Annotated in this window: 24 protein-coding genes and 1 pseudogene; 18 read left to right on the forward strand and 7 right to left on the reverse strand. The window is 62.6% G+C overall.

Annotated elements, in window-relative coordinates:
• Positions 1–89: 89 nt before the first annotated feature.
• Together WOC76_RS06445 and WOC76_RS06450 are read left to right on the forward strand one after the other, a co-directional pair.
• Complete coding sequence (locus WOC76_RS06445) at positions 90–1,313, forward strand: alkene reductase (RefSeq protein ID WP_341108832.1); 1,224 nt, start codon at positions 90–92, stop codon at positions 1,311–1,313.
• 84 nt (positions 1,314–1,397) lie between these two features.
• The gene (locus tag WOC76_RS06450) at positions 1,398–2,036 is read left to right on the forward strand and encodes a DNA-3-methyladenine glycosylase family protein (protein ID WP_341431335.1); all 639 of its coding nucleotides are present in this window, start codon (positions 1,398–1,400) and stop codon (positions 2,034–2,036) included.
• Positions 2,037–2,088: 52 nt separating this feature from the next.
• On the opposite strand, the gene WOC76_RS06455 is transcribed toward WOC76_RS06450, so the two are convergent.
• Positions 2,089–2,832, reverse strand: a complete 744-nt coding sequence (locus WOC76_RS06455) for a DUF5131 family protein (protein ID WP_341108188.1) — start codon at positions 2,830–2,832, stop codon at positions 2,089–2,091.
• Here WOC76_RS06455 and WOC76_RS06460 point away from each other — a divergent pair.
• From WOC76_RS06460 to WOC76_RS06515, 12 genes are all read left to right on the forward strand, one after another.
• Complete coding sequence (locus WOC76_RS06460; RefSeq protein ID WP_341108187.1) at positions 2,812–2,994, forward strand: hypothetical protein; 183 nt, start codon at positions 2,812–2,814, stop codon at positions 2,992–2,994. The genes WOC76_RS06455 and WOC76_RS06460 overlap by 21 nt on opposite strands.
• Before the next feature lie 842 nt (positions 2,995–3,836).
• Positions 3,837–4,775 carry a P-type conjugative transfer ATPase TrbB gene (gene trbB, locus WOC76_RS06465; protein WP_341389793.1) on the forward strand — a complete coding sequence of 313 codons (939 nt, stop codon included), beginning with the start codon at positions 3,837–3,839 and terminating at the stop codon, positions 4,773–4,775.
• The gene (locus WOC76_RS06470) at positions 4,768–5,106 is read left to right on the forward strand and encodes a TrbC/VirB2 family protein (RefSeq protein WP_341108186.1); all 339 of its coding nucleotides are present in this window, start codon (positions 4,768–4,770) and stop codon (positions 5,104–5,106) included. The genes trbB and WOC76_RS06470 overlap by 8 nt, the downstream gene beginning before the upstream one ends.
• Positions 5,106–5,390, forward strand: a complete 285-nt coding sequence (locus WOC76_RS06475) for a VirB3 family type IV secretion system protein (protein ID WP_341108183.1) — start codon at positions 5,106–5,108, stop codon at positions 5,388–5,390. Before WOC76_RS06470 ends, WOC76_RS06475 begins: the two co-directional genes overlap by 1 nt.
• A 12-nt stretch (positions 5,391–5,402) precedes the next feature.
• On the forward strand, positions 5,403–7,838 hold the full coding sequence (trbE, locus tag WOC76_RS06480; protein ID WP_341108182.1) for a conjugal transfer protein TrbE: 2,436 nt from the start codon (positions 5,403–5,405) through the stop codon (positions 7,836–7,838).
• Positions 7,835–8,569: a P-type conjugative transfer protein TrbJ gene (gene trbJ / locus WOC76_RS06485; protein WP_341108180.1), complete on the forward strand. Its 735-nt coding sequence runs from the start codon at positions 7,835–7,837 to the stop codon at positions 8,567–8,569. Before trbE ends, trbJ begins: the two co-directional genes overlap by 4 nt.
• A 14-nt stretch (positions 8,570–8,583) precedes the next feature.
• A complete protein-coding gene (gene trbK-alt / locus WOC76_RS06490) occupies positions 8,584–8,961 on the forward strand; it encodes a putative entry exclusion protein TrbK-alt (protein WP_341108178.1) in 378 nt (125 codons plus the stop codon).
• 4 nt (positions 8,962–8,965) lie between these two features.
• Positions 8,966–10,216 carry a P-type conjugative transfer protein TrbL gene (gene trbL / locus WOC76_RS06495; RefSeq protein WP_341108177.1) on the forward strand — a complete coding sequence of 417 codons (1,251 nt, stop codon included), beginning with the start codon at positions 8,966–8,968 and terminating at the stop codon, positions 10,214–10,216.
• A complete protein-coding gene (trbF, locus tag WOC76_RS06500; RefSeq protein ID WP_341108176.1) occupies positions 10,216–10,899 on the forward strand; it encodes a conjugal transfer protein TrbF in 684 nt (227 codons plus the stop codon). Before trbL ends, trbF begins: the two co-directional genes overlap by 1 nt.
• The gene (trbG, locus tag WOC76_RS06505) at positions 10,896–11,891 is read left to right on the forward strand and encodes a P-type conjugative transfer protein TrbG (RefSeq protein ID WP_341108174.1); all 996 of its coding nucleotides are present in this window, start codon (positions 10,896–10,898) and stop codon (positions 11,889–11,891) included. Before trbF ends, trbG begins: the two co-directional genes overlap by 4 nt.
• Entirely contained in the window at positions 11,888–13,093 is a 1,206-nt protein-coding gene (locus WOC76_RS06510; protein WP_341108173.1) for a TrbI/VirB10 family protein, read from the forward strand. The genes trbG and WOC76_RS06510 overlap by 4 nt, the downstream gene beginning before the upstream one ends.
• Positions 13,090–13,365, forward strand: a complete 276-nt coding sequence (locus WOC76_RS06515; protein ID WP_341108171.1) for a DUF2274 domain-containing protein — start codon at positions 13,090–13,092, stop codon at positions 13,363–13,365. The genes WOC76_RS06510 and WOC76_RS06515 overlap by 4 nt, the downstream gene beginning before the upstream one ends.
• Here WOC76_RS06515 and WOC76_RS24270 read toward each other — a convergent pair.
• A complete protein-coding gene (locus tag WOC76_RS24270) occupies positions 13,259–14,305 on the reverse strand; it encodes a LysR family transcriptional regulator (RefSeq protein WP_445730648.1) in 1,047 nt (348 codons plus the stop codon). The two genes, WOC76_RS06515 and WOC76_RS24270, sit on opposite strands and share 107 nt — an antisense overlap.
• Before the next feature lie 648 nt (positions 14,306–14,953).
• On the opposite strand from WOC76_RS24270, the gene yghU reads away from it, so the two are divergent.
• Together yghU and WOC76_RS06525 are read left to right on the forward strand one after the other, a co-directional pair.
• Positions 14,954–15,808 (forward strand): glutathione-dependent disulfide-bond oxidoreductase, encoded by an 855-nt coding sequence (yghU, locus tag WOC76_RS06520; RefSeq protein ID WP_341108170.1) that lies wholly within the window; start codon positions 14,954–14,956, stop codon positions 15,806–15,808.
• A gap of 134 nt (positions 15,809–15,942) precedes the next feature.
• Positions 15,943–16,365: a hypothetical protein gene (locus WOC76_RS06525; RefSeq protein WP_341108168.1), complete on the forward strand. Its 423-nt coding sequence runs from the start codon at positions 15,943–15,945 to the stop codon at positions 16,363–16,365.
• A 584-nt stretch (positions 16,366–16,949) separates the two neighbouring features.
• Here WOC76_RS06525 and WOC76_RS06530 read toward each other — a convergent pair.
• Together WOC76_RS06530 and WOC76_RS06535 are read right to left on the reverse strand one after the other, a co-directional pair.
• Positions 16,950–17,465: a TetR/AcrR family transcriptional regulator gene (locus WOC76_RS06530; RefSeq protein ID WP_341108167.1), complete on the reverse strand. Its 516-nt coding sequence runs from the start codon at positions 17,463–17,465 to the stop codon at positions 16,950–16,952.
• Between the two features lie 169 nt (positions 17,466–17,634).
• Complete coding sequence (locus WOC76_RS06535; RefSeq protein WP_341108165.1) at positions 17,635–18,183, reverse strand: TetR/AcrR family transcriptional regulator; 549 nt, start codon at positions 18,181–18,183, stop codon at positions 17,635–17,637.
• A 926-nt stretch (positions 18,184–19,109) separates the two neighbouring features.
• Here WOC76_RS06535 and WOC76_RS24275 point away from each other — a divergent pair.
• Both WOC76_RS24275 and WOC76_RS06545 read left to right on the forward strand, forming a co-directional pair.
• Positions 19,110–19,274, forward strand: a pseudogene (locus WOC76_RS24275) (hypothetical protein); the annotation flags it as partial.
• 133 nt (positions 19,275–19,407) lie between these two features.
• The gene (locus WOC76_RS06545) at positions 19,408–20,823 is read left to right on the forward strand and encodes an NAD-dependent succinate-semialdehyde dehydrogenase (RefSeq protein ID WP_341108161.1); all 1,416 of its coding nucleotides are present in this window, start codon (positions 19,408–19,410) and stop codon (positions 20,821–20,823) included.
• Positions 20,824–20,994: 171 nt separating this feature from the next.
• On the opposite strand, the gene WOC76_RS06550 is transcribed toward WOC76_RS06545, so the two are convergent.
• From WOC76_RS06550 to WOC76_RS06560, 3 genes are read right to left on the reverse strand one after another with little or no spacing between them, the layout of a single operon-like run.
• A complete protein-coding gene (locus WOC76_RS06550) occupies positions 20,995–21,639 on the reverse strand; it encodes a response regulator (RefSeq protein ID WP_445730679.1) in 645 nt (214 codons plus the stop codon).
• Positions 21,640–21,641: 2 nt separating this feature from the next.
• Positions 21,642–21,911: a hypothetical protein gene (locus tag WOC76_RS06555; RefSeq protein ID WP_341431336.1), complete on the reverse strand. Its 270-nt coding sequence runs from the start codon at positions 21,909–21,911 to the stop codon at positions 21,642–21,644.
• Positions 21,863–23,035, reverse strand: a complete 1,173-nt coding sequence (locus tag WOC76_RS06560) for a histidine kinase (protein WP_341431337.1) — start codon at positions 23,033–23,035, stop codon at positions 21,863–21,865. The genes WOC76_RS06555 and WOC76_RS06560 overlap by 49 nt, the downstream gene beginning before the upstream one ends.
• Between the last annotated feature and the right edge of the window lie 122 nt (positions 23,036–23,157).

The raw sequence follows: 23,157 nt of genomic DNA on the forward strand, positions 1-23,157 counted from the left end.
GGCGACATGATCACCTCGGCGCGATCATGCCGCTCGGCCGCGAGCTTCAAGCTGCTCATCAGCGAAATTTCAGTACTCGGAGAGCTTCCATGGATAGACAGGGTAACAAGAAACTATTCACGTCCGTGCAGGTCGGGCCACTCACGCTGAAGCACCGCGTGGTCATGCCGCCGATGAGCCGGCTCCGCGCACAACCAGGGACCGGCATCCCAAGCGATCTGCAGCTCGAATATTATACGCAGCGGGCGTCCGATGGGGGTCTCATCGTCACGGAGGCAACCGCGATCGCGCCTTCCGCCCGCGGCTACTATCATGCGCCTGGTCTCTACGCCGACGAGCAGGTCGCCGGGTGGAAGCGCATCACCGATGCAGTCCATTCGAAAGGCGCCTACTTCTTCACGCAGCTTTGGCATGCGGGCCGCACCACGCACATCTCGATCACCGGATCGCAGCCTGTCGCCGCCTCGGTCGACCCCGCCTATTGGGCCGATACGAGCATCACTGTCGAGACGCCCGATGGCTTCAAGCCGACGTCGCCGCACCGTGCGCTCGGGACGGTGGAGATCGCCGCGATCCTCGACCAATACCACACCGCTGCGCAGAACGCGAAGGCCGCCGGCTTCGATGGCGTCGAGCTCATGGCCGCGAACGGCCACCTGCTCGACCAGTTCCTGCAGGACAACACGAACAAGCGCACCGATCAGTATGGTGGCTCGATCGAGAACCGGACGCGGCTTCTTGCCGAAGTTGTGCAGACATTGGTCGACGTCTGGGGCGCGGATCGCGTCGGCGTCCGACTCGCGCCGAGCGGCACATTCAACGGCATGGGCGACAGCGACTCGCGCGCCCTCTTCCGCCACGTTGCGGAACGGCTCAACGACTTCGGCCTTGCCTATCTGCATCTCATCGAGCCGCGCGTAAAGGGCGGCGAAACGATCGCGGAAACGCAGGAGCCCGTCGCCGCGCAGGAACTGAGCAAGATCTTCCGGGGACCGGTGATCGCCGCGGGCGGATTCAACCCGGATACCGCGGAGGCGAGCGTCGCCAATGGCGATGCCAGCCTGATCGCCTTTGGCCGGCACTTCATCGCCAATCCCGACCTGCCCAAGCGGATCGAACTCGGATTGCCGCTCAATCCCTATGATCGCAGCACGTTCTACGGCTTCGACAGCCGCGGCTATACCGATTATCCGTGTTACGAGGAGCCGCCACCCGATCCACTGCACGCAGAAAAATCTCGCAGCACCTCTGCCGGATACGGACCGGTAGGGCACGAACACCTGTCTGCCGGTGATTCGGGAATCCTTCCGTGACGGGACGGGCGAGGCTCTTCCGTAGTGGGAGTGCGAGCGGAACGTGCAAGGAACTGCGATTTTCATCGACAAGGTTCTCATTCTATGATTCCCACCGACGTTGAACTTCACGCCGCACGCGCCAAGCTGTCTCAACTCGATCCACTCATGGCAAAGGCTCATGCCGAGGTGCGGCCAAGCACCTGGGTCGTCCGCGAGCGGGGATTCCGAGGCCTCGTGCGTCAGATCGTCGGCCAGCAGGTCTCGATGGCCGCCGCCGACGCGATCCGGCGAAAGATGATCGATGGCCTCGGCACGCTCAGCCCCGAGACGGTACTCTCCGCAGACGATGCCCAACTGCGGGGCTTCGGGCTCTCGAGCCAGAAGATACGCTATGTCCGCGCGATCGCGGAGGCCGCGGACCTGTTCGAGCGGCTGGACTCCATGTCGGACGAGGAAGCGGTCGCAGCGCTCGTCGCAATCAAGGGCGTCGGCCGATGGACTGCAGAAACCTATCTGATGTTCTCGGAAGGACGGCTCGACTTCTTCCCCGCGGGCGACATCGCGCTGCAGCAAGGCTTTCGGTTGCTCGAAGGCTCGGAATCGCGTCCGACGGAAAAGGCGCTCTATGCGCGAGCCGAGATCTGGAAGCCATATCGCGGGATTGCCGCCCTGTTGCTGTGGGGCTACTACATGCAGGCGCGTGGCCGGGCGACCGAAAGCGGTGCGGTTCTGAGCCCCTGACCGCTTCCGCTTGCCACGCAGCGAGGTGCGAGCCGCGGAGCCGCCGATGAACTCAAGCGGCGACTTTTTCGGCGATCGGCATGCGCGGACACCCCTTCCACTCGCGCTCGTCCAACGACATCCCGGTGGTCTTCGGCCGTGAACCGCCCCATCGCTCGAAATAGAACGCCACCGACTGCGCCACGCACTGGACGCGGATTTCGCTGACCCGCGCAATGTCGATCGGACGTGTGCCGGGGCCGGTCTCGCCGCCGAGCAGCACCCAATGAATCCCGGTGAAGTCGACCGAGCCCAACGGCCCGAGCATCGGCTCGGTCGAGAGAAAGCGCACGGCCGCGGGCGTCGGGCGCAGATGCTCGATCCGGCTCTTCAACGCTGCGTCCTCGACGGAGACGCGGAGCCAGATGTGCGCAGGCGGCGAGCGCCTCCTGTATCGGTCCCGCGCGTAGTCGTGCATCAGCGAGCCGCGCTTGGTCACTTGGAAACAGTGCCAGTGGGCAGCCTCTATCGTATCGAACATCTCGATATGCGCTGGCGGGATATCATTATGGAAAAGGTCGCTCATCGAATCGACGAAGATCATCCGCGACCGCTTCCAGCCCAGGGGCTGCTTTAATCGCTCGGGTCGTAGGGTGAGATCTGCGCCCGGTTCATACGGGATGTCCCGAGACTTGCGAAATCGCTCGGCAGAGCGCGCCGCATAGCTGCGGCCGCACCCGGCCGTGATCTTCGTGCAGCCGGTCATCGGGTTCCAGGTGGCGCCACGGACCATCGGTTGCGCGGGATCGATCGACATCTCACTTTCGACGGCATCCGCGCCGCGTCGAAGCCGTTCTACAGCAGCACCGGCCGCCCTTCGGTTGATCTGGACCTGATGATCCGCATGCTTCGTGTCGGCTACAGCCTGGACATTCGCTCGAACGTCGCCTGTGCGAAGAAGTGCATCTCAATCTCGTGATTGCCGCCGGCGCCAACAAGCGGCACTCGGTTCCGACCCGCGATTGGGATCCTGCCGAGAAAGATGGCGCGTTCCGCGCGGCGCGAAGCTGCGCGAACGATGTTGGAGCGCGCGGCAGAGCGCTTCGGCCGCAAGCGACGGCACGCGCCGTTACCGCGCCAGCAAGAAAGATTACGACGTCTGTGAGCTCAAAGCGAGGTGCTGCCCGAATGCAGTGGCGCGGAAGATTCCTCGCGACATGGATGAAGATTCCCACGACGTTGCGCGGGCGCTCGTTGGGACGCGTGAATATGAAACGGCCTGTCGACGATGAAAGAAAATAGAGATGTTGTTCGCCCATTTCAAACGCGTATTGCGACTTGGGCGCTTGCGGCTACGGGGCTCGTGTGACGCCAAAGACGAATTCCTACTCGCTGTTACCGCGCAAGACTGCGACGGTTCGCCCGGCTGCGAGCGGAGGTGCTTGAAGTGGCGGCATGAGCCGTCCGCGATGGCGGGTTCACGGCCATTCAGGCGAAGAACCCGCAGTCTCAAAGTCTCGGAAAACGCCTCAACGGAGGCTGTCGACGCCGAACCGCAACGTTTTTCAACGAAATCGACGCAAAGCAGCCTTGATGGCTCGGTGGTTTTCAACGACCCGGCTAGAGGCATTGCCTCCCTCCCTTTTCCCTGTCATTTTTCGCCAGAACCCTACGCCGTTGACTCTCTTGTTGCATTCCCCCCGTTCGCGCCTTTCTTAATCGACCCCGGCTCCGAACCGCCGCCTCGCGGTTCGGCGGAAACCGGGGACGAACGTGCGCTCTCAAAACGACAATGCCGAAGCGCTATCACGCCGCGGGCGCATGTTGCGCACCGCGCTCGGCGCGGAGATCGCAGGCTGGCTCGACGATAAAGGCGTCGTCGAGATCATGCTCAATCCCGATGGGCGGCTTTGGCTGGATCGCTTGACCAGCGGGCTCGAGGATACGGGCGCGCGTTTGTCGGCGGAGGACGGCGAGCGGATCATCCGGCTGGTCGCACACCATGTCGGCGCCGAGGTGCATGCCGGGACGCCGCGCGTCTCAGCGGAGCTCCCGGAGTCAGGCGAACGCTTTGAAGGGGTTCTGCCGCCGATCGTTTTTGCCCCGGCTTTTGCGATTCGCAAGCCGGCGGTCGGGGTCTTCTCGCTCGAGGACTACGTCGCGGCTGGCGTCACGACGAAACATCAGGCAGCTATCCTTCGCGCCTCTGTCGCTGAGCGCAAAAACGTCCTCGTCGCCGGCGGCACGTCCAGCGGCAAGACGACGCTCGCAAACGCCTTGCTCGCCGAGATCGCCAAGAGCTCCGACCGCGTTGTCCTAATCGAAGACACGCGCGAACTACAATGCGCCGCGTCCAACCTCGTCTCTCTCCGCACCAAGGACGGCGTCGCCTCGTTGTCCGATCTGGTTCGCTCGTCGCTCCGGCTTCGACCCGACCGCATCCCGATCGGCGAAGTGCGCGGCGCCGAGGCGCTCGATCTGCTCAAGGCCTGGGGCACCGGCCATCCCGGCGGCGTCGGCACCATTCACGCTGGCTCGGCGGTTGGCGCACTGCGACGTCTCGAACAGCTCATTCAGGAAGCGATCGTCACCGTACCGCGCGCGCTGATCGCTGAGACCATCCAGATCATCGCCGTCCTCGCTGGCCGCGGGAAGGAGCGGCGGCTAATCGAACTCGCCGCTGTCCAAGGCCTCGACGCCCGCGGCGACTACGCACTCGCCGACCTCACCTCCGTCACCTTTGGAGACGTCCATGAATAGGTTTCCGATCCAAAATCGGTTGCGCGCTCGTATTTGTCTTGAGCTTTCCCTCCTCATCTCGGCCGCCGCACTTTCCACGCCGGCCTTCGCCGCCGGCTCCAACATGCCCTGGGAGCAGCCACTCCAGCAGATCCTGCAATCGATCGAAGGCCCCGTCGCCAAGATCATCGCGGTGATCATCATCATCACGACCGGCCTGACGCTGGCTTTCGGCGACACCTCGGGCGGCTTCCGGCGGCTCGTGCAGATCGTCTTTGGCCTCTCGATCGCCTTCGCCGCCTCGAGCTTCTTTTTGTCCTTCTTCTCCTTTGGCGGCGGAGCGCTGATCTGATGGAGAACGAGGCCCTTCCCATCGACGGCGCCATCGCGGGCTTTCGCGTTCCCGTCCGGCGCGCGCTCACCGAACCGATCTTTCTCGGCGGGGCGCCGCGGTCGATCGCCATCCTGAACGGCACGCTCGCCGCCGCGCTCGGCCTCGGCCTGCGACTCTGGCTCGCCGGCCTCGCCTTCTGGGTCCTCGCACAATTCGCGGCGGTCTGGGCGGCCAAGCGCGATCCCGACTTCGTCGAGGTAGTGCGTCGGCATCTGCGCTACCCGGCACATTTCGGGGTGTGAGGAGAAGCGAGCATGCTGAACCTCGCCGAATATCGCAAGAAGCCGCAAAGCCTCGCCGATTTCCTGCCATGGGCGGCGCTCGTCGCGCCGGGCGTGGTCCTCAACAAGGATGGCTCGCTTCAGCGAACGGCGCGCTTTCGCGGTCCCGATCTCGAAAGCGCGACGCAAGCCGAACTCGTCGGCGTCACGGCGCGGCTCAACAATGCGCTGCGGCGCCTCGGGTCCTGCTGGGCGATCTTCTTCGAAGCGCAGCGCAATTCTGCGCAGGATTATCCAGCGAGCGCCTTCCCCGATCCCGTCTCCGCCCTTGTCGACGAAGAGCGCCGCGCCCAGTTCGAAGAGGAAGGGGCGCATTTCGAGAGCGGCTATTTTGTCACCCTCGTTTATCTGCCGCCGGAAGACGACGCGGCAGGAGCGGAGAGCTGGCTCTATGAAGGCCGCTCGCAGGAAGGCGCACCAAACGCCGTTCTTTCCAGCTTCATCGACCGAACCGACCGGCTGTTGCAGCTGATCGACGGCTTCGCGCCAGAAGCCGAATGGCTCTCCGACAGCGAGACGCTGACCTATCTCCATTCCTGCGTCTCCACCAAACGCCACAAGGTCCGCGCTCCCGAGACGCCGATGCATCTCGACGCGATCCTCGCTGATGAGCCGCTGACCGGCGGCCTCGAGCCCCGGCTCGGAGGCAAGCATCTGCGCATTCTCACCGTCATGGGCTTTCCGTCGGCGACCCATCCCGGGATTCTCGACGAGCTCAATCGCCTCGCTTTTCCTTATCGCTGGTCGACCCGGGCCATCACGCTCGACAAGACGGACGCCACCAAAGTCGTCACCCGCATCCGCCGGCAATGGTTCGCGAAACGCAAATCCATCCTGGCGATCCTGAAGGAGGTGATGACCAATGAGTCCTCCGTTCTCCTCGACACCGACGCCCATAACAAGGCGCTCGACGCCGATGCGGCGCTACAGGATTTGGGCTCCGATCTGATCGGCGAAGCCTATGTGACGGCGATGATCACTGTCTGGGACGAAGATCCCCGGCTTGCCGACGAGAAGCTGCGACTCGCCGAGAAAGTTATCCAGGGCCGCGACTTCACATCGATGGTCGAGACGGTCAACGCCATCGAAGCCTGGCTCGGCTCGCTTCCCGGCCATGTCTACGCCAATGTCCGGCAGCCGCCCGTCTCGACAATCAATCTCGCCCACATGATCCCGCTTTCGGCGGTCTGGGCGGGACCGCTGACGGACGCGCATCTTGACGCGCCGCCGCTGTTCTTTGGCCGGACCGAGGGCTCGACGCCGTTTCGCTTCTCGCTGCATGTTGGCGACGTCGGCCATACGCTCGTCATCGGGCCAACTGGCGCGGGCAAGAGCGTGCTGCTCGCTTTGATGGCGCTGCAGTTCCGCCGCTACGAAAGCGCCAAGATCTTCGTCTTCGATTTCGGGGGATCGGCTCGGGCGGCAACGCTCGCCATGGGCGGCAGCTGGCATGATCTCGGCGGCGCGCTATCGGCCGACAACGTCGATCCGGTCGCCTTGCAGCCGCTCGCCGCGGTAGACGATCCCGCGGAGCGCGGCTGGGCCGCCGAGTGGGTTGCCTCCATCCTCGCCCGCGAAAATGTCGCCGTCACCCCGGAGGCGAAGGAGCATCTCTGGTCGGCGCTCTCGTCTCTCGCCTCCGCGCCGATCGAGGAACGCACCCTCACCGGCCTCTCGGTCCTGCTGCAATCAAACCCGCTCAAGCGCGCGCTCAAACCCTTTTGCCTCGGCGGTCCGCATGGGCGGCTTCTCGATTCCGACGCGGAGGTTCTGGGCGCCGCCGACATCCAATGTTTCGAGACGGAGGGGCTGATCGGCTCGGCCGCCGCGCCCGCCGTCCTTTCCTATCTCTTCCGCCGGATCGAAGGCCGGCTCGACGGCGGGCCGTCGCTTCTCGTTATCGACGAAGGCTGGCTCGCCCTCGACGATCCGGGCTTCGCCGCGCAATTGCGCGAATGGCTCAAGACGCTGCGGAAGAAGAACGCTTCCGTCGTCTTCGCCACCCAGTCGCTCGCCGATATCGAGACGAGCCCGATTGCGCCGGCGATCGTCGAGAGCTGCCCGACGCGGATTTTTCTGCCCAACGAGCGCGCGATCGAACCGCAGATCCTGTCGATCTATCGCCGCTTCGGCCTCAACGACCGGCAGATCGAGATCATCGCGCGGGCGACGCCCAAGCGTGACTATTACTGCCAGTCGCGGCGCGGCAATCGCCTCTTCGAATTGGGGCTCGGTTCCGTGGCTCTGGCCGTTTGCGCCGCGTCTTCGAAGACCGACCAAAAACTCATCGCCGAGATTTCAGCGAGCGCCGGACGCGAAGGCTTCGCCCGCGCCTGGCTGTCTGTGCGCGGCCTCGATTGGGCCGCCGATCTTCTTCCTGCCCCCACCGAGTTGGAGACGTCGTCATGACCCGCATTAGTCGCCTTACAGCCGCAAGCGCCTTCGCATTGTCGCTTGCATACTTAAGCGCGCCCGCGGTGGCGCAATTCATGGTGTTTGATCCGACCAATTACGCCCAGAACGTCATGACCGCGGCGAATACGCTGCAGCAGATCAATAATCAGATCACCAGCCTCCAGAACGAGGCACAGATGCTGATCAATCAGGGGAGGAACCTCGCGAGCCTTCCCTATTCGTCGCTGCAGACGATCCAGCAATCCGTCTCCCAAACACAGCAGTTGCTAGGACAGGCCCAGCGCATCGCCTATGACGTGCAGCAGATCGATCAGGCCTTCTCGGCCCAATATGGCGCCATTAACGCCTCAACGAGTTTGGCGAGCCTTGTCGACGGCGCTAAACAGCGCTGGCAAAATTCCTTGTCGGCGTTTCAGGACGCCATGCGCGTTCAGGCCGGCATCGTTCAATCCATCGACACCGCCCGCTCGGAAGCCGGCGCGCTGATTTCGTCGAGCCAGTCCGCTCTCGGTGCGCTTCAGGCGTCGCAGGCCGGCAATCAGCTTCTTGCGCTCCAAAGCAAGCAGCTCGCAGACGTCACGGCGCTCCTCGCCTCGCAAGGCCGCGCCCAATCGCTCGAACTCGCGCGCAACGCCGAGGCGCAGGAACAGGCGCGCGAAGAGATACGCCGCTTCGTTGCGCCCGGCCAGGCCTATCAGGCCGGCAATGTCGCGATGTTTCATTGAGCGAGGGCGACGTCATGAACTGGAGAGAATGGCTCGCGCCCGAGAATATCGGCTTTGTCGCCGTTGGGATTGTCATCGGCGCGATCGCGCTCCTTGGCGTCGAGTCCGCCTGTGACGCCGATGTCGCGGCGCGGACGAAACCCGCCTCGCTCTCGCCGATCGGGCCGCCGTCGACAGAGCCTGCGATCGACGCCGAGCTGTTGCGCTGCGCCCAGCTTCCCATCGAAGAGGCTGGCGATCCCGCCTGTAAGGCTCTGTGGGCGAAGGAGCGCAAGAGGTTTCTCCGGAATGGCGTGCCGGCGCAACCTGCCGAGCGTCTCATCGATATGTTCCCGTCCTATCGCCCGCCCACCGACGGCGCGTCGCCGAAGCCCGCGCGCAAGAGCGAGTAGCGCCATGGCCGGAACCGGCGTCATCGATCGCTTCCTCGAGACCTTCACCCGCTACATCGACTCAGGCTTCGGCCTGCTCGGCGGCGAGGTGGGGTTTCTGGCGACGACGCTCGTCGTCATCGACGTCACCCTCGCCGCGCTGTTCTGGAGCATGGGCCCCGGCGAAGACATCATCGCCCGTCTCGTCAAGAAAACACTTTTCGTCGGCGTCTTCGCCTACCTCATCGACAATTGGAATAATCTCGCTCGCATCGTCTTCGAAAGCTTTTCGGGATTGGGCCTCAAGGCCGCCGGCGCCGGGCTTTCCGCCGCCGACTTCCTACGGCCCGGCCGCGTCGCCCAGGTCGGCATCGACGCCGGCCGGCCCCTGCTCGATTCCCTCTCACAGCTTCTGGGCTATGTTTCCTTCTTCGAGAACGTCATCCAGATCGCCATTCTCCTCATAGCCTGGCTCATCGTTCTCCTGAGCTTTTTCATTCTGGCGATCCAGCTCTTCGTCACGCTCATTGAATTCAAGCTGACGACGCTCGCCGGTTTCGTCCTCATTCCCTTTGGCCTCTTCGGCAAGACCGCCTTTCTCGCCGAGCGCGTTCTCGGCAATGTCGTCTCCTCGGGCGTCAAGGTGCTGGTGCTCGCTGTCATCGTCGGCATCGGCTCGACGCTCTTCGCGCAATTCACGCAAGGGTTCACGGACCAACCCACTGTCGACGACGCCATGGCGCTGGTGCTCGCCGCCCTCTCGCTTCTCGGTCTTGGAATATTCGGCCCCGGCATCGCCAATGGGATCGTCTCGGGCGGGCCCCAGCTTGGCGCCGGTGCCGTTGTCGGGACCGGGCTTGTCGCGGGCGGCGCAGGAGCCGGCGGATTTGGGGCCCTGCGTCTTGCGGGCGGGACGGTCTCGGGGCTTGCTGGAAGGAGCGAGACGCAGGCCGCGGCGGCATTGCCGCCTTCGCGGGAACCGCAGCCGCCCGCAGGCGGCGCGCCGCCCTCTGCGCCCCCTGGCGGTCCTGGCGGAGGGTCGGGAGGTTCGGCTGCGCGGCCTTTCGCTGCGCCAGACGCCGCGTCGGCCCCTCCGCTTGATGGCGCCTCCGCAGGCGTTGGCGTCAATCCAGCGCCATCCGTCGAACCCGCCTGGGCGAAGCGATTTAAGCGCTCCCAATCCATCTCGCACGGCGTCTCCATCGCCGCCCACGCCCTTCGCTCCGGCGACGCCCATGGCGGGGGCGCTTCCGTCAATCTGTCCGAGGCCCGCTAATGTTCAAACGATCTTCCGTCCGCTACGGGCGCACGCCCGAACCCGAAACGCCCTATCAGAAGGCCGCACAGGTCTGGGACGAGCGCATCGGCTCAGCGCGCGTGCAGGCCAAGAACTGGCGGCTGATCGCCTTCGGCAATCTCTTCCTCGCGGGCGGTCTCGCCGTTGCCCTCGTCTGGCAGAATGCGCGCGGCTTGGTCGTTCCCTGGGTCGTTCAGATCGACAAATCTGGCGAAGCGCAGGCCGTCGCCCCTGCTGTCGCCGACTATCGGCCGACCGATCCGCAAATCGCCTGGCTTCTCGCCCGCTTCGTCGAGCATGTCCGCTCGATCCCAGCAGACCCCATCGTGGTGCGGCAGAACTGGCTCAAGGCCTACGACTTCGTCACCGACAAGGGCGCGCTGGCCCTAAACGACTACGCGCGCGCCAACGATCCCTTCGCCAAGATCGGACAGGTTCAGACCGCCGTCGACGTCGCCAGCGTCATTCGCGCTTCCGACGATTCCTTTCGCGTCGCCTGGACCGAGCGACGCTACGAGAACGCCAGCCTCGCCGCGACCGAGCGCTGGACCGCCATTCTCACCATCGCCGTTCAGCCGCCCCGCGACGCCGAGCGCCTGCGCAAGAACCCGCTCGGCCTTTTCATTCACGCCATCAACTGGTCGAAGGAGCTTGGCCAATGACGCCACTCTCGTTTCGGGCTTTCATGAGCCTCACTCTCTTGTCGTCTTTGCTCGGCGCCTGTTCGAGCTTCAAGCGGCCCGAGATCGCCTATGACGATCTGCCGGTTCCGGCGAGCCTGCAGAGCGATCCGCCCGGCCCGGTCAAGATCGTCGAAGTGCCGAAGATCCTGCCGCTGCCCGGCCAGCTTAAATCCCTTGCGCGGGGCAAAAGCGAGCGCCCCGAACCCATCGATCCGAAAGCGCGGATCGAACAGGCCAACGCCGCCGCGCGCATGGAGCCGCGCCGCGCCGGCTATATCAACGCCGTCCAGATCTATCCCTTCACGGAAGGCGCGCTCTATCAGGTCTATGCCGCCCCCGGCGAGATCACCGACATCGCCCTGCAGGACGGCGAGCAGCTCGTGGGCTCCGGCCCCGTCGCCGCCGGCGACACGGTGCGCTGGATCATCGGCGACACGGAGAGCGGCGCGGGGAACGCCCGCAAGACCCACATCATGGTCAAGCCGACGCGAGCCGATCTGATGACCAATCTCGTCATCAACTCCGACCGGCGCACCTATCATCTGGAGCTGCGCTCGACCGAGAAGACCTATATGGCCTCGGTTTCATGGCAATATCCGCAGGACGAACTCATTGCGCTGCGCCGCCAGAACGTCGCCGCGGAGGCCGCCGCGCCGGTCGATGTCGGCCTCGATCTCGCCCGGCTCAATTTCCGCTACGCGATCGATGGCGACGCCGTGCCCTGGCGGCCGCTGCGCGCCTTCGACGACGGCCGCAAGGTCTATATTGAATTCCCGCGTGGCGTCTCTCAGGGCGAAATGCCCCCGCTCTTCGTCACCGGGGCTTCGGGCGACAGCCAGCTCGTCAACTATCGCGTGCGCGGCAATCACATGATCGTCGACCGGCTCTTCGCCGCCGCCGAACTGCGCTTCGGCTCCGACGACCAGAAGATCGTCCGCATAGTGCGCAGCGATGGAAGGTCCGCTATATGAGCGCGCCGGAGCATGAGAAGAAGCTTGCGGAGGAGTTGCGCCTGCGGCCCGAACGCCCGCCGGTGACGCGCCTGTCGCGGCGCGTGTTGATCGCGCTCGCCGGCGTCTCCGCCGCCGCCTTTCTCGGCATGACCATCTGGGCGTTGCAGGGGCGCTCCCGCTCGGGCCCTGCGCCGGAGCTCATCAATACGGAAGCGAAGATCACTCCCGACGGCCTTGCGTCCCTGCCGCGTGATTACGCGGGCCTGCCGAAGAACGTCTCCAAGCTGGGGCCGCCGCTCCCGGGCGATCTCGGCCGTCCGATCCTCGCCGCCCAGGGGCAACTGCCGTCGACCGGCCCCGATCCCGAGCAGCAGCGCATCGGCCAGGAGCGCGAGGCGGCGCGGACGGCGAAACTCTTTGCGACGACGAACGTGCGCGAGCGGCCGTTGGCAAGTGCCGAGGCGGCTCAGAGATCGATAGGCGTCCAAACGTTGCCGCTTCCAACCGAGCCGGCCCCAGTCGATCCCGGCGACGTTCAGAACATGCAGGATCTCAAGCTCGCTTTCGTCAATGCGCCAGCCGATCGGCGCACCGTCAGCCCCGATCGTCTCGCCGCCCCGGCGTCGCGCTATGTCCTTCAGGCGGGCGCGGCTATTCCCGCCGCGCTCCTCACTGGCATCCGCTCCGATCTTCCCGGGCAGATCACTGCGCAAATCACGGAGAACGTCTATGACAGCCCCACCGGGCGCTTCCTGCTCATCCCGCAGGGCTCAAAGCTCGTCGGCGTCTACGACTCGCAGATTGCCTTCGGGCAATCGCGCGTGCTCCTTGTCTGGAATCGCCTCATTCTCCCCGACGGACGCTCCATCGTTCTCGAGCGCCAGCCCGGCGCCGACGTCGCTGGTTATTCCGGCCTCGAAGATGGCGTCGATCATCACTGGCTTCGTCTCGCCGGCGCCGCTGCGCTGTCGACCATCCTCGGCGTCGGGACGCAGATCGGGACGACAGGGACCGAAAACGCCCTCATTCAGGCGCTGCGCCGCGGCGGCGCGCAAAGCCTCAATCAGACGGGACAACAGATCGTTGGGCGCAATCTCAATATCCAGCCTACGCTCACCATTCGGCCAGGGTTTCCGGTGCGGGTGATCGTCACGCGCGATCTCGTGCTGGCTCCGTACCGCGAGCCCGGTGACGTCGCAGCGACAGGGAGCGCGCCATGACCAAGCTGAAACTCTCCGCGGTCGAAGACGAAAAACCAAGAAAAGTCACCGTGACGCTGTCCGCAACGCTGCATCGGAACTTGATCGCTTACGCGGAAATACTCGCGCGCGACTTGGGGAACGCGATCGAGCCGGAAAAGCTTATCGCGCCAATGCTGGAGAAATTCATTGCAAGTGATCGGGCATTCCGCAAAGCGCGGAAGACGCGTCTCCCCGCTGACCCAGCTCCAGAGCCTTCGACCCCTCCCGCAACGTCGAACGCACGAGACTAAGAAAACGGCGCATAGCCGGATTATCATTTCTTGGAAGCCATATTGCGCAAAAGGAAAAGCGTTCAGCGTGGCCTGCAATTGGCCGAATGTTAACGCCAGGAATTGAAACATCTGTGCCCGGGAGCGTGATAAGCGTGACCCCGAATCCTCGCGCTACTAGTGTCAAAAGCAAATCTTGTGAGATCTCATACGTTGCCAGCGTTGCATGACCTCTGAATCTTTTCAGATTCTCAAGCGCATGACGATCAAGTTCCCTCGCTCTCGCCTCCATCCCAAAAAGGAAACATTCGTCTTTGAGCAGTTCCCATTCGATCGCCTCGCAGACCGAGAGGGGATGCGTCGCCGGCAAAGCGACGCCAATTTGAGCCTCCCATAGCCTCTCTGTGTCGCAGCCCGGAGCCCCGATATTGTCCGTCAGTATTGCAACATCAAGACTTCTGCCTGAGATTCCCGAGATAAGTTGCCTGGGAGAGTTCTCAATGAATTCAAAATAGACGGCTGGATGCCTATCACGGAACGCACAAACCACGTCAAATATGAATTTCCAATCTTCGGACGGAAGAAGTCCAATCCGAATCGTGCCCTGGTCACCACGACCCGCAGCAGACGCATTCTTTACCGCAGCATCGATTTCCAAGAGCGCAGCGCGCGCCCTTTCGAGGAACCGTCTTCCCGCTATTGTCGGTCGAATTCCGTCCGAATGGCGTTCGAACAGCGAAACACCAAGTTCGTTTTCTAGCGATGCTATCCGACGACTGACAGCGGACTGTCGGACAGCGAGAGTCTTCGCCGCCCGACTGAAACTTCCATGATCGAGGACGACTAGTGCCTGTGAAAGTGAGACGAAATCGATTATTAGCGTAATCTCCTGAGACGTTGCTCCGAGTAAGCATTCTGCGTTCGCCGGTGAGGCAAAATGCCCAAGGGCTGACCGCTTCACAAACGCGCCGCGATTAGTAATTGCTCTGGCGGCAAGATCGGTTGGGTAGGTTTCAGAAAATCGATTTGCCTATCTAACATTAGATCGATCGCCTCCCTCGCTCATGGGTCGATAAAATTAATCGATCCAGTAATTTTGAATCGGCGCATGCGCGGCAAAAGGTGCACTCAAAGCTTTTCCCGGATCGGTATCTCAATTTCGCACCTACCGTCAGGTGCCCGCGTTGCTTTTGACCTTTGTTCTTAGATTGACGAGTCACTGCTTGCCCCGCAAGCTGGCGAAGGCAATCGCAAGCTGAGCTCGCAATCCGGCAGCGATCATACATGAGTCTGCTCATTCTATCTACCGCCAGAGAGACAAAGAACAAAAGTTGAGTTGACAGCGGCATCAATCTATCAGTAGATAGAGTTACCCGACCGCGAGTCGGCTCGCCATGGTCGTTGCTTGAGGCCTCACGGGCGAAATCTTCCGGCCGTTATGTTGAAAGACTGAGTGGCAACGCAACTCGCATTAATTGTCAACCTCGCAGGGGGGGGCCGAGCAAAAGCTCAGGGGCTCAACGGGAAGGAACCGAGTTGTCCTCGGGACGGCGGCGGTTTCGTCACGGTGGCAGTCACGTGATGTTTGCGCGCGGCAAGGAGAATCGAAGTGAACGACGCCGATACATATACGCCTCCTCGAGTTTGGACAAAAAATACGGAATATGGCGGAATCTTTGCGCCCCTTAATAGTCCTGTCTCAGGTGCGAGGCATCAGCAGGACCTGCCGCGTGGACGACATGCCCTGCAACTATATTCGCAGGGGACGATGAACGGCATGAAAGTAACGATCCTTTTGGAGGAACTCTTGGCAGCTGGCGTTCAAGACGCAGACTATGATGCATGGCTCATTGACATATTCAAAGGCGATCAGTTCGGCTCAGGATTCGTCGAGCTGAATCCGAACGCCAAGATTCCGGCTTTGGTGGATTACGGTCCACCAGAGCCGGTCCGCATCTTCGAGTCGGGCGCGATCCTGCTCTATTTGGCCGAGAAGTTCGACCGCTTCCTGCCAAAGGACATGCCTCAGCGTATGAAGTGTCTGTCATGGCTTTTTTGGCAAGTCGGAAGCGCGCCTTACGTCGGCGGCGGGTTTGGGCACTTTTACGTCTATGCACCGATTAAGCTGGAATATGCCATCGACCGCTTTACCATTGAAGTGAAACGGCAGCTTGATGTCCTCAATCGATGGCTAGCGGGACGGCCGTTCGTTGTCGGGGAGGACTACACCATCGCCGACATCGCGATTTTTCCTTGGTATGGCGGGCTAGTTTTGGGATGGAATTACGACGCCGCGGAGTTTCTCAACGTAAAGGAGTATCCAAACGTGATCCGCTGGTCAGAGAAACTCGCCTCTCGACCTGCTGTGCAACGCGGTCGCAAAGTCAACAAGACGCAGGGCGATCTATTCGGTGCCCTGAGAGAGCGACACGATGCCGCAGATTTCGACCGGCCGACTGATTGATCACGCACATGTGAGCCACCGGGCGATCGACCAAGAGCCTCCCGGTGCCTAGATTGGCTGAGAATAGGTCCCGAGTCTACCCGATTCCAGAGGGGATGTGACGACACGGAGAGTCTTCGCCCCAGGACGATGCCTTGCAGAGAACCGAGCAAAATGCGCTAACGAAGAGAGGCAGCGCTATAGCCGACGTCAGTCGTGTGCGCGCATTGCTGGTGGCAGCGGCGCGCGATCGGCGAACGGTCAGCTACTCCGAACTACTCGCCACACTAGGCTATCGCTTCAGCCGACCCAAGATGCGCGCACTCTGCAAAACATTGAGCTCGATCGATATCGCGGCTGCCGTGATGGACGAACCTCAGATGGCGGTATTAGTAGTGCGAGAAAGCGATCGCCTCCCCGGCCAGGGGTGGTGGACATCGCCCCCCGATGAACACGGATATACAGGCTCGCGAACCGGCCCCGATGCAGCAGCGTTCGTGCGAGCGATTCAAGAAAGGGCTTTCGATTACTGGGCAGCCCGCAATATCAAATCAGAATCTGGTCAACAACCAGGCTGAGCTAAGCGCCGTCTCCAAAATTCCCATGCCACGCGGAGACGTTCACGACAAGGGCCAAGAAGGCCGCGCTAAACGAGTGAGAAGGCACTCCGCGCTCGACCCGCTCCGCCGGATCTCATGAGTGGCAACAATCATATCGCGCAAGCCCTCACGGGCAACAGTCCAGCGCTTAAACTCCGATGTTTGGCGTACCCATAGTGCTGGTCACGATTGCAGTCCCGAGGATAAGGAAAGCAAGGACGTAAGATGACCCTGACGGCCTAAGAGTCTATGAGTTCAACGTTTGTCTCCTGTCGCCGTTTATGAATACAGGAGCTGCTTCGGCTCATGGCCTTTGTGCGCGGGCAGAAATTCGCCAGAGGACTCGTCAAGCCCGCTAATCACGACGTAGAAGCTCGTGTGGCTCTCAACCAAAGTCAGGGAATTGCTTTGCATGCAATCAGCTCGGACGGCGAGGTATGTGAGCTTTGGAACTACGCCTCCCGACACCGAGGGGGATTCGAATAGGCACGCAAGATTGAGCAGGCAGTCCTGTCAACGCATAGCTTCGCTTTGAGGGATGCCTGACATTGTGATTGCCGGGTTCAGGCCGTGTCCACGCTCGAGGCCCGTACCAGTGTGGACGTCGCCTGATCGAAAGCATCGATGTCGTCGTAAGCGCGCGCCAGCACCATACCGCCTTCGAGCGTAGCCATGATATGATACGCTCGAGCTGTAGCCCCTGGGCCTCCCAGTCGCCGGGCAAGGTCGTCGATGCAGCCGCGGAAAAATGATTGTACCTCGGCCCTGACCTCCGGCGCCAGGACGCCAGCCTCGGCGCCGAGGACGCCGCCAAGGCACATGCGACCATCCCGCTCGAGCGCGCCTCGGAACGCTGATCGATAGGCGGCAATTGCGTCCTCGGCGTTTTCATTTGGCTCAGCTACGACCGACGCAAGAAATCGTTCACCGTAACGGCGCGTGACAGCGGCGGCCATCTTAGCCTTTGTCGGGAAGTGGTGATGGACGCTGGCACTCTTGATGCCGACCTCGGCCGCGAGATTGCGAAAGCTGAACCCGGCGTACCCGCTCTCACGGATGTGGGCCTCGGCGAGATCCATCAAACGCTTGGCAGTTCCACTCACGAGTCTCTCCTGTCTATCGATAGATAGACAATGAGTGTAGCTTTGGCTAGCGAAAATTTATCCGTGCGCCTTCTTATAGAAGAGCCTTCTTCCCGCGACGGTTCCTGACTCCACCATTTTTCAGGCTGCCGCCCGCCTCTAATCGCTACTTGGAGTGGCGCTGACCTTTTGCAGCCACCGGCTTTCTGGCCTTGGTGAATTCACGAGTGGCACGATCATAGATGGCGAAATCGTTGACCGCATTGGCGACGACGAGAGCACCGGTGATTGTCGAGAGCAACTGAGAGGCCTCATCTGGCGAGAGACCCTCCTTGACGATTTTGTCGTAGCACATTTTGAAGAAACGCTTCACCTCGGCTGCCACTTCTGGCGGCAAGTCCCGCGATGATGCCCCCAGCACGGCGCACGGGCACATCCGGTCCTCGGAGTGAAGAGTCCCTCGAAACGCCTTCACCCACACCTTGATCGGGTTGTCTTCTTTTTGAAGCTCGCGCTCGATCAGCTCCGCGGTCTCTCCCGTGTAGCGCTTGATGACGGCCGCAGCGAGATCCTCCTTGGTAGGAAAGTGATAGTGCACGCTGGAGCTCTTCACGCCAACGTCAGCAGCGATCTCGCGATAACTGAAACCGTTGAAGCCGCCTTTCCGCATCCGCCGCTCGGCGGCGTCCATGATGGCGGCAGCGACATCACTCATTAGGGCCTGCTCCCGTGGCTATCTCTCGATAGGTAGGGCTTCTGGCGATCAAAAACAACGATTTTAATCTATCTATCAATAGGACACTATGGTGGGGCTCTTTGGCATTCGTCACCGCATGATTTTTGCGTCGCTGGGAGGGCCAGCCGGCCGAATTGCGGCGGAAGGACGAAAGTCTTTATCCTGTGGTGAGGGCGCGCGGCATCGGCCCGCCAGCGAATGTCAGCCGGGGCGATGGTCCTGAGAGGTTCAGGAAAAGCGGGGTTGCGTGGCCCGGGATGTCGGCGGCGGATCGGCATGATCGAAATGCCGTTGTCGGTCATTGCGGTCGAGAGGTGCGTGGCTGCCGGGGCCGCCGCCATCAACACAGACGACGAGCGAACGCTGTTGTCCCCGAAGAGCTTGCCGTTGGTCGTGATAGCGCGGATGCACTCTCGCCGATCGTGACCGCGCTTCGCTCGCGTCGAAGACCCGGAGGATGTGCGGCTGCGGCGTCGGCCCATCCGGATTTGGATCGGGCGCGCCGTGGCCTCCGCTTTCAGCACCTTGACCCGAGCAGCAATGATCCGCCTTGCGCTAACCGTCTCATTGAAATGGAACTGAGCCGATAGCGATGGGCTGCTACTGGCGCAATCACGACATTCCCAAGCACCGGCGACATAGGTTCGCCGCTTCGTAATCGCGCTTTCCGCTCACCAAGTCATCGACCTCGATAGTGAGGCGGCTAAACGCGGGGTATCGCGATTGCCACGACGCGGAGTTGGTTTGGTCGGCGCCCTTTCCGAGAAAAGGCGCGAAATCATTGCTGTCACAATTACGCCTCTATCTATCTAAAGATAGCTTCGCGCGGCGAAACCTTATAAAGCGTCGTGCGCAACCTATACGCGGCGCTCGTTCGCGGCGACGTCGCAGGAGCCGTCGCGCTGATGAGCCCACGAGTCGAATGGCTCGAAGCTGAGCATACGCCATACTATGCGGACGTCGTCATCGGTCCCGACAAAATCGTCGAGATGGTTTTTGCGCCGGTCAACAAAGACTTTGAGAATTTCGCCTTTGCCGAGCAGAATTACGTCACCCAGGGGACACGCACGGCCGCGATCGGCGTCCACAGGGGACGGCGGCGCGAAACCGGCCGGGAGCTCAGAGTGCCTTTCGAAAAATCGGTCCAACACCTGGCGTCCCGCCATCGCGGCGTTCCCCGTCTTCGACCAAGGAGGCGTTCTCATGTCGTTTACCGTCATCAACCCGGCCACCGGACGCGAAGGCAACCGCTACAAGGCGACGCCCGAGGGCGAGATCACGGCCGCCATCGAGAAGGCAGACGCAGCGTCCCGCAAGTGGCGCCGCAGCGACTATGCCGAGCGCGCGCGCCTCATGAAGGCCGCGGCTGGCGTGCTGCGCGACAACAAGGCCGCCTATGGGCGGCTAATGACCGAAGAGATGGGCAAGCCGATCCAGCAGGGTATTGCCGAAGCAGAGAAATGCGCAGCCGCATGCGACTACTTCGCTGACAACGCGGCGAGCTTCCTGACGCCTGAGCCAGTGGAAGGCAATGCGAACAAGAGTTTCGTTACGTTCCAGCCCATCGGCGCCGTGCTAGCCGTTATGCCGTGGAATTTTCCCTTCTGGCAGGTCTTCCGCTTCGCAGCGCCTGCACTGATGGCGGGCAATGCGGGCCTTCTCAAGCATGCATCCAATGTGCCCGGGTGCGCGCTCGCGATCGAGGACGTGTTCCGCAAGGCGGGCTTTCCCGAGCACCTGTTCAAGACGCTGCTGGTTGGCTCGAGCGCGATCGACGGGATCATCGCCCATCCTCTGGTGCGCGCCGTGACGCTCACCGGAAGCGGACCAGCCGGGCGCGCCGTGGCGCGAAAGGCTGGCGAAATGCTGAAGAAGTCGGTGCTCGAACTCGGCGGCGCCGACGCTTACCTGGTGCTGGAGGATGCTGACATCCCGTTCGCTGCGCGCGCCTGTGCCGCCGGTCGGCTCATCAATTCCGGGCAAAGCTGCATCGCAGCCAAGCGTTTCATCGTGGTCGAGAGCGTGCGCGAGGCTTTCGAGGAAGCCTTCGTGAAGGTGATGGCCGATACCAGGGTCGGCGATCCCACGCTGCCGGAGACGGCGGTCGGCCCGCTCGCCCGCGTGGATCTGCGCGACGCGCTGCATGAGCAGGTGGAGAGCAGCATCGCTAAGGGCGCGCGGTGTCTGCTGGGCGGCACGGTGCCGGGCGGCCCCGGCGCTTTCTATCCGCCGACGGTCTTGACCGACCTGCGTCCGGGCATGCCTGCCTATGAGGAGGAATTGTTCGGTCCGGTTGCCTCGATCATTCCCGTCAAGGACGAGGCCGAGGGCGTCGCCGCTGCAAATGCTTCGGTCTTCGGCCTCGGAGGCGGAGTGTTCACCCGTGACTTGAAGCGCGGAGAGCGCATCGCCGCCGAGGCCATCGAGGCGGGCTCGGTCTGCGTGAACGCGACCGTGATGTCCGATCCCAAGCTTCCCTTTGGCGGCGTCAAGGAGAGCGGTTACGGCCGTGAGCTCTCCCATTATGGCATCAAGGAATTCGTGAACATCAAGACGGTGGTGGTCACCGACGGCGTCGCCAAGGATCCGCGGCAGTCGGATAACAGCGCGATCGAGTAATGATCGCCGAGGCAGAAATCGTAGCAAAACCGAGCGGCTGTGGCTTGTGTCCCGATCATTGCCGCGTTTCCTGCGAATCAGCAGGGAAAGTGAATCGCGAGTCCCGGCACCCGGCAACAGCCGAGCTTTTTCAACACAATCCCAAAAGCGGATCGCGCAAGACTAATATCCTTAGGTAGGCCCACCCGCGTTGACGAGGCCAGCGCCGACGGCGAGCCAGACCAGATGCGCGTCTGTCCGCGCGCCGATCTTCGATTTGATCTGGTAATGATAGTTCTGCACCGTCTTGGCGCTGATGTTGAGCAGATCGGCGATTTCGTCCGTCGTGCGGCCAAACGCCAAAAGTCTCAATATCTCCGTCTCGCGCGGGCTAAGCTCGTCCGTCGGCAGGCGATCGGCGCTGAGTCGCTCGGCGGCGACAGCATGGGCGATATCGTCGCTCAGCGCCCGCCCGCCGCGTGCGACGATTCCTACGGCGCGGATGAGTTCGCTGGCGTCGCTGCTCTTGGTGACGTAGCCCATGGCGCCGGCCTCGAAGGCTTTCAAGGCGAAGGCGGTGTTGGCGTGCATGGTGAAGACGAGGATCTTCGCGCCTCTGTCCCATTGCCTGATATGTCGGACCGCCTCGAGCCCCCCGGCGCCCGGAAGGGAGATATCCATGATCACGACATCTGGCGTCACCTCCTTGTAGGCGCGGTAGGCCGCCGCAGCGTCCTCCGCCTCAGCCAAGATCCGATAGCCGGGCTGGCTTTCAAGAAGCCTGCGATATCCTTCCCGCACGACGGGATGGTCATCGACGAGCAGGATCGAGAGCACGTTCACGCCGCAACGCGAGTCGTTTGCCTACTGGACGCCGTCAGCGGGATGCGGGCCGAGACGCGCACGCCACGCGTCGAGGGTCCGATCCGGACGCTGCCGCCAAAGGCCGCCACGCGCTCCTGAACGCCGAGGATGCCGTGACCTGGCGCGGCCGAGAGCCGCGAGGGGTCTCCGCCGCCGTCGTCCTCCACTGTCAGCGCGATGAATCCTTCCTCGGAGATCAGGCGCTCAACCCTGAGACGGATGTCGCCCGGCTTCCCGTGGCGCATCGCGTTGGTGAGGCATTCCTGCGCGATTCGGTAGATATTCGTCGAGACAGGTTGCGGCAGGGTGTCGAGATCGCCAAGGAGATCGAGATGGACCATGGCGGAGGGTGCCGCCTGCGCGTTCCATCCCCAACGAGATGAACGAGGCTCGCTTCCAGTCCGACCTCCTCCAGATCTTGTGAGCGAAGACGGGCGAGGGCCTCGCGCAGCGTCGTCATCATGCGCTTCGCCGTCCCAATGACAGCGTCCGCATCCTTCGCGAGATCGGGACGGTCGCTGCCCCTTGCCTTGATCGAGGAGGCGAAGGCGATGGTGGCTGTCAGGCACTGACCGAATTCGTCGTGCAGATCGCGGGCGAGAGCGCGCCGCTCCTCTTCCTGCACCTCGAAGAGACGCTTCGTGAGCGCCACGCGTTCGGCGCTCGCCTGGGCGAGCCTGCTCGCCAGATCGTTCACCGCGCGGGAAATCAGTCCGAATTCTCCTTTCGAGTCGATTTGCACTCTATGCCGGTAGTCGCCATCCGCGAGGCGACGAAGCCCCCCGACGACCCGTTCGGTCGGCGCCAAGGTATGTGCGATGACGGCGCCAGCGAGAAGGCAGATGCCAATGGCCATGGCACTGGCGATCGTAAGGATGACGGACACCTGCCGCCACGCCTGTCGAACCACCGCCGCGGGCTCAGGCGTAGCGATGACGACGGCACCGGGCTCTTTGATAGAAACAGGCGTGGCGACGGATGGCTCCGGGCCGAAGAAGCCTCGATAGGCCATCGAGAACCACTCTGGCGCCGGGGTTCCGACTCCTTCCGTTTGGCTGCACAAGGTCCGGGCCGCTTGCGGTTCGGCAGGGTGGAAGGTCACGCAAACTCCGGGGGAGACCAGTTTCAACGTCGAGAGCGTCTCCCACTCGGGGGACGGTAGGAGCAGTCGGTCGCCGCGCAGGCTCTGTCGCCAGAGGATCTCCCGCCAGAACAGATTGGCGAGCCCATGGGCGACCCGTTCGCTCGACGCCGCCGTTTCCTCCTCGATCGAGCGATGGACATTGGTCATCACGCCGCCGGCAGTCACAAGGAGGCACAGCAGAACGACGCCGATGAGTTGAAGGATCAGGCGGGCCATCAATTGCATGCTCGGGCTCCGGAGGCGGGAAGCTGGAGTTTAGAGTGTGGCGTCTGCTCGTTGCAAGGAGGCGATCGGCGCAGAAGCCGCCGTCGGGCAAATTGCCCAAAACCGGGCGGGAGAATCTCTGA

The sequence above is a fragment of the Methylocystis sp. IM3 genome (assembly GCF_038070105.1).
Classification (GTDB): domain Bacteria; phylum Pseudomonadota; class Alphaproteobacteria; order Rhizobiales; family Beijerinckiaceae; genus Methylocystis.

Excerpts from the sequence above, each read along its gene's own strand:
- WOC76_RS06445 (WP_341108832.1), top strand. The coding sequence starts at position 90 with ATGGATAGACAGGGTAACAAGAAACTATTCACGTCCGTGCAGGTCGGG.
- WOC76_RS06450 (WP_341431335.1), top strand. The coding sequence starts at position 1,398 with ATGATTCCCACCGACGTTGAACTTCACGCCGCACGCGCCAAGCTGTCT.
- WOC76_RS06455 (WP_341108188.1), bottom strand. The coding sequence starts at position 2,832 with ATGTCGATCGATCCCGCGCAACCGATGGTCCGTGGCGCCACCTGGAAC.
- trbB (WP_341389793.1), top strand. The coding sequence starts at position 3,837 with ATGTTGCGCACCGCGCTCGGCGCGGAGATCGCAGGCTGGCTCGACGAT.
- WOC76_RS06470 (WP_341108186.1), top strand. The coding sequence starts at position 4,768 with ATGAATAGGTTTCCGATCCAAAATCGGTTGCGCGCTCGTATTTGTCTT.
- WOC76_RS06475 (WP_341108183.1), top strand. The coding sequence starts at position 5,106 with ATGGAGAACGAGGCCCTTCCCATCGACGGCGCCATCGCGGGCTTTCGC.
- trbE (WP_341108182.1), top strand. The coding sequence starts at position 5,403 with ATGCTGAACCTCGCCGAATATCGCAAGAAGCCGCAAAGCCTCGCCGAT.
- trbJ (WP_341108180.1), top strand. The coding sequence starts at position 7,835 with ATGACCCGCATTAGTCGCCTTACAGCCGCAAGCGCCTTCGCATTGTCG.
- trbK-alt (WP_341108178.1), top strand. The coding sequence starts at position 8,584 with ATGAACTGGAGAGAATGGCTCGCGCCCGAGAATATCGGCTTTGTCGCC.
- trbL (WP_341108177.1), top strand. The coding sequence starts at position 8,966 with ATGGCCGGAACCGGCGTCATCGATCGCTTCCTCGAGACCTTCACCCGC.
- trbF (WP_341108176.1), top strand. The coding sequence starts at position 10,216 with ATGTTCAAACGATCTTCCGTCCGCTACGGGCGCACGCCCGAACCCGAA.
- trbG (WP_341108174.1), top strand. The coding sequence starts at position 10,896 with ATGACGCCACTCTCGTTTCGGGCTTTCATGAGCCTCACTCTCTTGTCG.
- WOC76_RS06510 (WP_341108173.1), top strand. The coding sequence starts at position 11,888 with ATGAGCGCGCCGGAGCATGAGAAGAAGCTTGCGGAGGAGTTGCGCCTG.
- WOC76_RS06515 (WP_341108171.1), top strand. The coding sequence starts at position 13,090 with ATGACCAAGCTGAAACTCTCCGCGGTCGAAGACGAAAAACCAAGAAAA.
- WOC76_RS06530 (WP_341108167.1), bottom strand. The coding sequence starts at position 17,465 with ATGGATCTCGCCGAGGCCCACATCCGTGAGAGCGGGTACGCCGGGTTC.
- WOC76_RS06535 (WP_341108165.1), bottom strand. The coding sequence starts at position 18,183 with ATGAGTGATGTCGCTGCCGCCATCATGGACGCCGCCGAGCGGCGGATG.
- WOC76_RS06545 (WP_341108161.1), top strand. The coding sequence starts at position 19,408 with ATGTCGTTTACCGTCATCAACCCGGCCACCGGACGCGAAGGCAACCGC.
- WOC76_RS06555 (WP_341431336.1), bottom strand. The coding sequence starts at position 21,911 with ATGCGCCACGGGAAGCCGGGCGACATCCGTCTCAGGGTTGAGCGCCTG.
- WOC76_RS06560 (WP_341431337.1), bottom strand. The coding sequence starts at position 23,035 with ATGCAATTGATGGCCCGCCTGATCCTTCAACTCATCGGCGTCGTTCTG.